The 8738-nt window shown below is 72.8% G+C and carries 6 protein-coding genes; 4 read left to right on the forward strand and 2 right to left on the reverse strand.

The genetic code is table 11. From position 1 onward, the window contains the following. Positions 1-234: 234 nt before the first annotated feature. Positions 235-405, reverse strand: a complete 171-nt coding sequence (locus G472_RS39645) for a hypothetical protein (RefSeq protein WP_169732875.1) — start codon at positions 403-405, stop codon at positions 235-237. 195 nt (positions 406-600) lie between these two features. Here G472_RS39645 and G472_RS36595 point away from each other — a divergent pair, with 195 nt between their 5' ends. After that, complete coding sequence (locus G472_RS36595; protein ID WP_051341662.1) at positions 601-1329, forward strand: tRNA-uridine aminocarboxypropyltransferase; 729 nt, start codon at positions 601-603, stop codon at positions 1327-1329. On the opposite strand, the gene G472_RS0130415 is transcribed toward G472_RS36595, so the two are convergent. Next, positions 1318-6672: an AMP-binding protein gene (locus G472_RS0130415; protein WP_051341665.1), complete on the reverse strand. Its 5355-nt coding sequence runs from the start codon at positions 6670-6672 to the stop codon at positions 1318-1320. The two genes, G472_RS36595 and G472_RS0130415, sit on opposite strands and share 12 nt — an antisense overlap. A 206-nt stretch (positions 6673-6878) precedes the next feature. On the opposite strand from G472_RS0130415, the gene G472_RS0130420 reads away from it, so the two are divergent. The 3 genes from G472_RS0130420 to G472_RS0130430 all read left to right on the forward strand — a co-directional run bounded on the left by G472_RS0130420 (position 6879) and on the right by G472_RS0130430 (position 8331). Beyond that, positions 6879-7214, forward strand: coding sequence for a hypothetical protein (locus G472_RS0130420; protein WP_029011410.1), 336 nt, complete (start codon positions 6879-6881; stop codon positions 7212-7214). Between the two features lie 95 nt (positions 7215-7309). After that, positions 7310-7738 (forward strand): DUF1489 family protein, encoded by a 429-nt coding sequence (locus G472_RS0130425; RefSeq protein ID WP_029011411.1) that lies wholly within the window; start codon positions 7310-7312, stop codon positions 7736-7738. An 83-nt stretch (positions 7739-7821) separates the two neighbouring features. Further along, entirely contained in the window at positions 7822-8331 is a 510-nt protein-coding gene (locus G472_RS0130430) for a pyridoxamine 5'-phosphate oxidase family protein (RefSeq protein WP_029011412.1), read from the forward strand. Positions 8332-8738: the final 407 nt, after the last annotated feature.

Consider the following 8738-nt stretch of genomic DNA (forward strand, 5'->3'; position numbering starts at 1 on the left):
CCGCCCCCGAGGGGGCGGCCCTTCCATTGCCTGCCGCGGTCCGTTCGGACCGCCGCGCTCCGTCGTCAGACGGCGGGGAACCCTGCCGTGGCGGGGATCCCGTGGGCGGCGAGCGGCCGCAGGGCGACGCAATGAGACACGGGATCACCTCCTTTCCGTTGTTGAAGAACCGATTAACCAAATGGGGGCAGCCGGCCCGTTCCGCAAGGCCCGTCGCAAACCGGACGCGCGGTGTCAGTAATCCGACGCCCAGTCCGGCTCCCGCCGCGGCGCGTCGGCGCCGTCGGCCGGCGGCTCCAGGTAGGCAGGATCTTCCGCGTAGAGCGGAAGTTGCCGGGCAATTTCTGCCGAGCGCTCGGCGCGCCGGCGGTCGAGTTCGCGGGCGGCGATGTGGACGGGCAGCATGGCAGGCCTCCTTCATGAGCTTCGGGGTGCTCCGGGGTGGTCCTTTGACCGAAACCCACCGTCCCCGACCTGTGTGCCTGTACGCTACCATGCAAGTTCCGGACCCATTCTTGACACAGGTCATGACGCAGCGCGGTTCCCTTCGGCGCCGTTCCGCTCCATATTCCCGCCCATCCCGCGCCAGCCGAGACCGTCATGTCCATTCCTGCCGAAACTTGCGCCACCTGCCTCAAACCGCAGCACCTGTGCGTCTGCGAGGCCATCGATCCCGTCGACAACCGCATCGCCGTGGTGATCCTCGAACACCCGCAGGAGAAGCGCGAGGTGCTGGGCACGGCCCAGATCACCCGCCTGCAACTGAAGAACGCGACGGTGCGCGTCGGCCTGTCCTGGCCGGGGCTGAAGCGCATCCTCGGCCACGAGGTGGATTACAAGCGCTGGGGCGTCCTCTACCTGGGCGCCGCCAAGCAGGCGGGGGAGGGGCCCCGCGAGGAGATCGCCGCGGTCGACCGGAACGGCAAGGCGCTGGCCGACAGCGACGCCGTGCTGGCGGGGCTGGACGGCATCATCCTGCTGGACGGCACCTGGAGCCAGGCCAAGACCCTGTGGTGGCGGAACCCCTGGCTGCTGAAGTGCCGCCGGCTGGTGCTCAACCCGCGCTTCCGCTCCCTCTACGGCCAGACGCGGCGCGAGCCGCGGCGCGACAGCGTGTCGACGCTGGAGGCCGCGGCCTTCGCCCTGTCCCGGCTGGAGAACGATCCCACCCTGTTCGACCGGATGCTCAAGCCCTTCGCGCTGCTGCTGAAGAAGACGCGGGCACCGCGCCCGCGCCCGCCGGTGCCGTCCGCAGCCGCACCCGACGCTCCCCCGGCCCCGGAATCGGCGCCGGCCCCGGCCCCGGCCCCGGACGACTCAAGCCCCTGACGCCCGCGCCGCCCAGGCGATCAGCAGGTCGTCGCGCGACGTCAGCCCCGGCTCCGGCAGGGCGTGGTTGACCACCGCCTTGGCGGCCCCGCCGGTCGCTTCGGGCAGGCGGTTCTCCCACATGGCCTGGTGCAGCGCCGGCAGGCTGTCCCAGGCGCCGAGATGGACCGCCGGCACCTGCACCGCACCGGACGCGATGATGCGGTTGAGGGCGGCGATCTCCGCGGCGTTGCACAGGTGGGTGCCGACGATGGCGGCGGTCGGCATCAGGATGCGGCGCTGGCGCATCCACACCTGCGGGGCGTAGAAGCTGTAGCGGCGGCCGTTCCCGTCGCCGTCCGCCATGGCGCCGCAATAGACGACGCGGCCGGTGTGCGGCTTGACCAGCATGACCGACACCGCCAGCGTGTCGCGCCGGGCGCGCTCCACCACCACGTCCGGCATGCCCCGGGGGTTGTCGGCGGCGCGCAGCACGCCGCCCACCGCCCGGGCCAGCGGCTTGAAGGTGTCCTCGGTGAACAGGCGCACCGCCTCCTTGAAGGCGGCCGTCTCGGCCTGCGGGTCGGGCAGGTCGGGCATGGTGTCGGGCCAGCGGAAGTGCGGCACCCGCCGACGCAGCTCCGCCAGCGACACCGCCCCGGCCAGCGCCTCGCCGTAGCCCAGCGACAGCACGAAATCCCGCTCGGCGTCCGTGTCGGTGACGACGCACAGGCGGGCTCCGCCCGCGCGCGCCGCCTCGATGGCGGCCAGCGCCGGGTCGTCGCGCAGGCCGACGGCGCCGGCGCCGTAGAACACCAGCACCGATTCGCCCGGCGTCAGCCGCGCCCGGCGCAGCATCTCCGCCGGCTCCGCGGTGCCCGGCTTGCCGAGGAAGGTCATGTGGTAGCCCGACGACGCCCCGAAGAAGGTCAGGCTGCCGCCCGGCGCCAGCGCCTGGAAGGAGCGGGGGAAGCTGGTCTCCCCCGCATGGCTCACCGCGTGGTCGACGAGACGGCCGCCGTTGGCGGCGCGCACCGCGTCGAGGAACGGCGCCCCGGCGGCCGCCCAGGCGGCCCACCCCGCGGGGTCGGCGGGGATGCGGGTGAAGGTGTCCGGGAAGTCGCTGCGGTTGACCGAACCGGCGCCGCGCCGGGCCAGCGCCGCGGCGCGTCCGGGCGACGACACCATGCCGGTCACCGTCAGGCGCCGGGCCAGCGCCAGCTCCACCGTCCAGGCGCCGGTGCCGCCCGCCGCCCCTTCCACCAGCACGCGGGCCCCCGGGTGCGCGTCCAATGCCGTGAACAGGGCGCGGTAGGCGGTGCCGGCCGCCAGCATGTAGCTGCCCGCCTGTTCCAGCGTCAGCCCCGGCGGCGGCGGGAAGAGCTGCGGCCCGTCGGCCAGCATGAACTGCTGGTGGCTGCCGTCGGGCGACTGGTAGCCCTGGATGTGGAAGGCCGTGGCCATGGGGTCGCGCCCGGCCTCGGGATCCAGCAGGTCGGAGACGCCGGAATAGACGGCGACCAGGTCGCCCACCTGCAGCCGGCCCTCGGCCTGCAGCGCCTCGCCGGTGCGCACCACCATGGCGATGCCGCCGGAGCCGGTGACGTGCACGTCCTCGTCGTGCTCGTCGAACAGGGAGACGGGGATGCCGGTGATGGCCCAGACGTCGTTGTAGTTGACCTCCGACGCCAGCACGTAGAGCAGCGCCTGGTTGGGGCCGGGTTCCGGCACGGGGATGGTCACCTCCACCTCCGCCGCCGTGGGGTCGCCGTGGACGGCGGCACCCGTAAGCGCGTCGCGCACCACCGCGTGGGCGCGCTGGAAGCGGGGCAGCGGTGTGGCGCCGGGGACGAAGGGGCTGCCCACCGGCAGGGTCGCGCCGTCCGGCCGCGGCCGGGCGGGCAGGGGCGGCGACTTCTTCTCCAGGAACAGGGCGATGCCCTTGCGGGCACCGTTCTCCGCGTCCAGCAGGAAGGCGGCGAAGGCGTCGATCTCGGCCGCCGAACCGGCGGCGAAGCCGTCGCGCAGGCCGCACTCCACCAGCCGCACGATCGCCTCGGCCACCGGGCCGCGGCCGACCGACCGGGCCTGATGGAGAAGGCGGTCGATGCCGGCGGGTGGCCGCACCGGGCCCCCGCCCGACCCTCCTCCATCTGCGACGGGGGAGGGCTTTGTCCCGAGCGCCCGCTCCCGCGCCATCGACTGCGCCAGGGTCAGGGCGTCGTCGGCGCCGCGGGCGATCACGTCCACCAGCCCGATGGCCAGCGCGGTGCCGGCGTCCACCGTGCGGCCCGACAGCAGGATCTCCAGCGCCCGCGCGGCGCCGTGCTCCGGGTCCCGGCGCAGCAGCAGGCGGGGCAGGCGCTGGGTGCCGCCGAAGCCGGGGGGCAGGAACAGGTTGATCTCCGGCTGGCCCAGCCGGGCCCGCGGGTCGGCGACGCGGACATGGCAGGCCATGGCCAGCTCGCAGCCGCCGCCCAGCGCCACGCCGCGGATGGCGGCGAACACCGGCTTGTCCAGCGACTCGATGGCGCGGAACACGGCGTGGGCCTTGGCCGGCAGGGCGCGTGCCTCGGCCGCGTCCTGCACCTCCTCCAGCAACTGGCGGATGTCGGCGCCGGCGACGAAGCTGCGCCCGCCGGCCCCGGCGATCACCACGGCGCGCACGTCGTCGCGCCGCGCCAGATGGTGGACCAGGGTGTCCAGCTCGTCCAGCAGCCGGTCGGACAGGGCGTTGACGGGCGGGTTGTCGATGATGACGGTCGCCATGCGCACGCCGTCGGCCAGCGCGTCGTACCGGACGGTCAGGAAGCGCTGGCGCTCCAGCAGGCGCTGCTCCTCGGCCCGGCGCCGGCCGTGCTTCCAGGCGTCGATCCGGGCGCGCAGATCGGGCAGGCACTCGGGGTTGCGCAGGGTGGAGGTGTCGCCCAGCGGTTCATCGGTCATCAGCGCCGTGAGGAACCGGCGCATGTACTTGCCCGAGCGGGTCTCCGGGAAGGCGGGCACCGGCACGATGTCGGAGGGCACGGCGACCGCGCCCTTCTCCCGGCGCACCAGGTCCTTCAGGCGGCGCTCGTCGTCGGCCGTGAGCGTGCGGCCGCCGGCCGGCAGAACGAAGGCCACGGGGGTCAGCCCCTTCTCGCGGTGGGGGGCGCCGACGACGATGACGTTGCCCACGGGGCTGTCGGGGTTCACCTGCTTGTCGCGCAGGATGGCGCCCTCGATCTCCTCGGTGCCCATGCGGTGGCCGGACACGTTGATGACGTCGTCGGAGCGGCCGTGCAGGCTGAACGACCCGTCGCCGTAACGGCGCGCGAAGTCGCCTTGCAGATAGGCCCACACCGGCCGCCCCCCGGCGTCGCGGAAGCGGCCGAAATAGGTGGCGGTGAACCGCGCGATGTCGCCCCGCCACTCCGGCGTGCCCACCCGTGCGGCGTCGCCCCAGATGGTGCGGGCAAGGTAGGGGTAGGGGGCGGTCACCACGATCTCCCCCTTCTCCTCCGGTTCGGCCGGGCGGAAGGGGACGCGGCCCTGTTCGTCCGGCGCGCCCTCGGCCACCCAGACGTCGCCCATCACCCAGGGCAGCGGGTAGGTGCGGGCGTCGGCGCGCAGGCGCAGGTCGGGGTTGCCGTAGGGGTGGGTCCAGACGATGCCGCCGTGCTCCGTCGCCCAGTAGGAGTTGATGTACCACGGGGTCATCACCGCCATGCCGAACGCCTGCACCGCGGGGCTGGTCGGCTCGGCGCAGAAGGTGGCGACGCGCAGGGAGGAGCGGTCGTAGCGCTCCACGTCGGCGCGGTGGTCGGGGTGGGTCATCACCGTCTTCAGGAAGGTGACGCCGGCCTTGAAGATGGTGACCCCGTGCCGCTCTATGATGGAGGCGAAGCGGCCGGCGTTGGGGAAGACGGGGGCGCCCTCGGTGATGATGCCGGGGATGCGGGCGGCCAGCGAGGCGGTGATCAGGTAGCTCTGCCCGGTGATCCAGCCGGGATCGGCCACCACGTACATGACGTCGCGGCCGGGCAGGGCGTCGAAGGACACCGCCATGGTGTGGGCGATTCCGGCGACGTAGCCGCCGTGCACGTGCACCACCCCCTTGGGCTTGCCGGTGGAGCCGGAAGTGTAGATGACGAACAGCGGGAACTCCGCATCCACCGGCCGGCACGGCACGGCGCGCCACAGGGCGGCGCACAGCGCCCGGTCGTCCAGCGCCCGCAGGGCGTCGGTGTCCGGCACGCCGGCGGCGGCGCAGACCGCACGGGCGGCGGCGTCCAGCAGGTCGTGCGCCCACACGTCGCGGCCGTCGACCCACGCGATCCCCGGCAGGCCGGCGTGGCGCACCACCACCACCCGCTCCACCCGCGGCGGGGCGGCGGCCAGCGCCTCGGCGACGCCGGCGCGCAGGTCGGCCAGGGCGCGGCTGTCCAGCCCGCCGCGGGCGTCGAGGGCGCGGCCCAGCTCCCGCATCACGTCGGCGGGGGCGACGGTGATCTCACCGGCCAGGCCGGCCTCCACCGCCGCCATCAGGGCCGGGGCGTCGAGACCGGGCCGGTCGGCCAGCGCCCGCGCGACGATGGCCAGCGCCGCGGGCAGCGCCACGAAGCGGTCCAGCGCCGGGTCGGTGTACGCCTCCTTGAAGGGGGCGACCCCGGCGTTGCGCGAGGCGCCGTCGGCGGTGATGACCACCCGCGCCCCGGCGTTCTCGATGCGGTCGGACAGCGTCTTGTCGGAGAACCCGCCGAACACCGGCGTGTAGATCACGCCCAGCCGTTTGGCCGCCTCCGTCCACACGATCTGGTCGAGGATGTTGGGCATGTTCAGGGCGATGCGGTCGCCGGGGGTCAGGCCCAGGTCGATCAGCGCCCGGGCCGCCAGGACGGAGCGCAGCAGCAGCTCCCGCCGGGTCAGCGCGGTGTGGTGCACCGGCCCGCCGCGCCCGTCGTTGGCGGCGGCATCCCAGCGGTCGCCCTCGTACCAGTAGGCGACCTCGCCGCCGTGGCCGGCCAGCACGTGGCGGTCGACCTCGTTGAAGGCGGCGTTGGTGCGGCCGCCGGCGAACCAGCGGTAGAAGGGGGCGTCGCGGTCGTCGAAGGCGGTGTGCCAGGGGCACCAGTCCGCCCGCTCCGCCGGCGCGCCGGTGGCGGCGTCCCAGCCGCGCCACACGCCGTCGGCATCCCGCATCAGCCAGGCGGCGCCGTCGAACCAGTGGATCGTCCGCGCCGCGATGGCGCCGTGGAAGGCGCCGGGGTCGGCGGCGCAGGCGTCGCGCTGACGCTGCCAGTCCGCGGCGGTGCGGATCGGGTTGACGGTCACGTCCCGCGGCAGCGGCGGCACGATGACGCCGTCGGCGGCGTGGTCCTCCATGGCATCCTCCCCTTCGCGTTCTTGCTTGTTGTCCCGCACTATAGCCCGTCGGTGCCGGGCTGCGGCAACGGCGCCGCGTCCGGGTGCCGTCGGGACGTTTTCCACTGCCCGGCTAACACTTCCGTAACACCCCCGTGAAAAACTGCCGGCCCGGAACCGTGACCGCGACCGCGACGGTCCGAACACATGCCGACGGGAAGCTCGCCATGCCGCTCAGCACCGAATCCATCAGCAACTGGATGCACCTGTTCCGCTGGATCGTGAAGCTGTTGCGCGATGATTTCGGGATCGACGAGAAGCTGCTGACCCGCACCGCCGTGCTGGAGGAGGTGGGGCTGACGCCGGAGCAGCTTGAGCAGGCGCTCGACTTCATCGCCGAATCGTTCGAGGTGCAGTTCCCCGAGGACACCCTGGACGAGGTGGTGCGGCTGGAGGAGCTGTGCCTGCTCGTGGCGTGGATGAAGGGCTTCTACAAGAGGCCGGAGTTCATGTCCGCCGATTTCGAGGCCCGCTGCCGGGCGGCGACGGCGATTCCCGCCTGATCCGCGCCGGCGCGGCTGGACAGACGTCGTCGCGGGCCCTATGTCCGGACACCCGCCGGGGGACGCTCCCCCCCCTTCGTCCGGTTCACCAGGCCATGCCGCTGCATCTCATCAAGCTCGCCGTCGGCGTCGAGGACGCCGATCACCTCGCATCCCTCCAGGATCGTCGCATCCGCGACCATGACGGCCGTCCGGCGGTGCCGCTGACCACCCGCCGTCTGCCGCGCCGCGCCGAAGAGATTCTGGCCGGCGGATCGCTCTACTGGGTGGTGCGGGGCAGCGTCGCCGTCCGCCAGCGGGTGCTCGCTATCGACACGGCGGTGGACGAGGACGGGCAGGGCTTCTGCATCCTCATGCTCGACCCCGCGCGGGTGCCGACCGTGCCGACCGCCCACCGGCCCTTCCAGGGCTGGCGCTATCTCGATCCCGCCAAGGCGCCGCCCGATCTCGCCGCCGCCGGCGCGGCGGGGGACGAGCTGCCGCCGCACCTGCAGGCGGAGCTGCGCGACCTCGGGCTTCTTTGAGCGGAACCATCGGGGACCGGAACCATCGGGCCCGCCCGCGGTTCACCGGCTTCAGACCGGGAGTACGACGCGAGGCAAAACCCATGGCATCCACCCCATCCAACCACGATGCCGCCGGCACACTGTGGTCCCTGATCAAGGGACTGCGCGTGGCGATGATGACCACCATCCATGAGGACGGAACCCTGCGGTCGCGGCCCATGGCGACGCTGTCCCACGCGGGCTTCGACGATGCGACCCTGTGGTTCTTCACCCGCGCCCATTCCACCAAGACCCACGAGGTCGCGGCGCATCGGCAGGTGAACCTGGCCTACGCCGACCCCGGCGACCAGACCTACGTCTCCGTCTCCGGCATTGCCGAGCTGGAGACCGACCGGGAGCGCATCAAGAGCCTGTGGCGGGAACCGCTGGCCACTTGGTTTCCCAAGGGCGTCGACGACCCGGAGATCGCCCTCATCAGGGTCAAGGTGGAAAGTGCGGAGTACTGGGACGCGCCGTCCAGCCTGATGGTCCACGCCTACGGCTACGCCAGGGCGAAGCTGACCGGCGAGCCGCCGAAGCCCGGCGACCACGGCACCGTCGCGTTCCGCTGACCCCGGGTGCCCGGGAAAAAAGATGACGCCGGGGTGAAAAAAGCGCTTGCGCGGTCGGTGGGGAGGGACCTATAAACCGCTCCACCGACGCGGTGGCCGGTTGGCCGGCGGGTTGGACGGGTGATGAGCCCAGAGGTTCGAGAGGTGATGCGGCGGCCGCGAGGTCGACGAAGCAACGCCGGTCCGGCGTTGCGCTTTTTGTCTCCGAACCGCACCAGATGACATCACGGCGCGCTGCCGGCCTCTCTGCGAGGCGGGCGAGGCCGTTGCGGTTCCGGTTGCGGGGCTGCGGGATCTTTGAAAACTGAATACCGTGTTGTGAGAAGGGATGCGCAGGCGGATGGGCACTGTGGTCCGGTTCACGGGAGTGGATTGGATTGTCGGGTCGTTCGCAAGTCGCATCTTGA

Source organism: Azospirillum halopraeferens DSM 3675, assembly GCF_000429625.1.
Lineage (GTDB): Bacteria > Pseudomonadota > Alphaproteobacteria > Azospirillales > Azospirillaceae > Azospirillum > Azospirillum halopraeferens.

Bases quoted from the DNA above. Each gene is read 5' to 3' on its own strand.
- G472_RS39645 (WP_169732875.1), bottom strand. From the start codon at position 405: ATGCTGCCCGTCCACATCGCCGCCCGCGAACTCGACCGCCGGCGCGCC.
- G472_RS36595 (WP_051341662.1), top strand. From the start codon at position 601: ATGTCCATTCCTGCCGAAACTTGCGCCACCTGCCTCAAACCGCAGCAC.
- G472_RS0130415 (WP_051341665.1), bottom strand. From the start codon at position 6,672: ATGGAGGACCACGCCGCCGACGGCGTCATCGTGCCGCCGCTGCCGCGG.
- G472_RS0130420 (WP_029011410.1), top strand. From the start codon at position 6,879: ATGCCGCTCAGCACCGAATCCATCAGCAACTGGATGCACCTGTTCCGC.
- G472_RS0130425 (WP_029011411.1), top strand. From the start codon at position 7,310: ATGCCGCTGCATCTCATCAAGCTCGCCGTCGGCGTCGAGGACGCCGAT.
- G472_RS0130430 (WP_029011412.1), top strand. From the start codon at position 7,822: ATGGCATCCACCCCATCCAACCACGATGCCGCCGGCACACTGTGGTCC.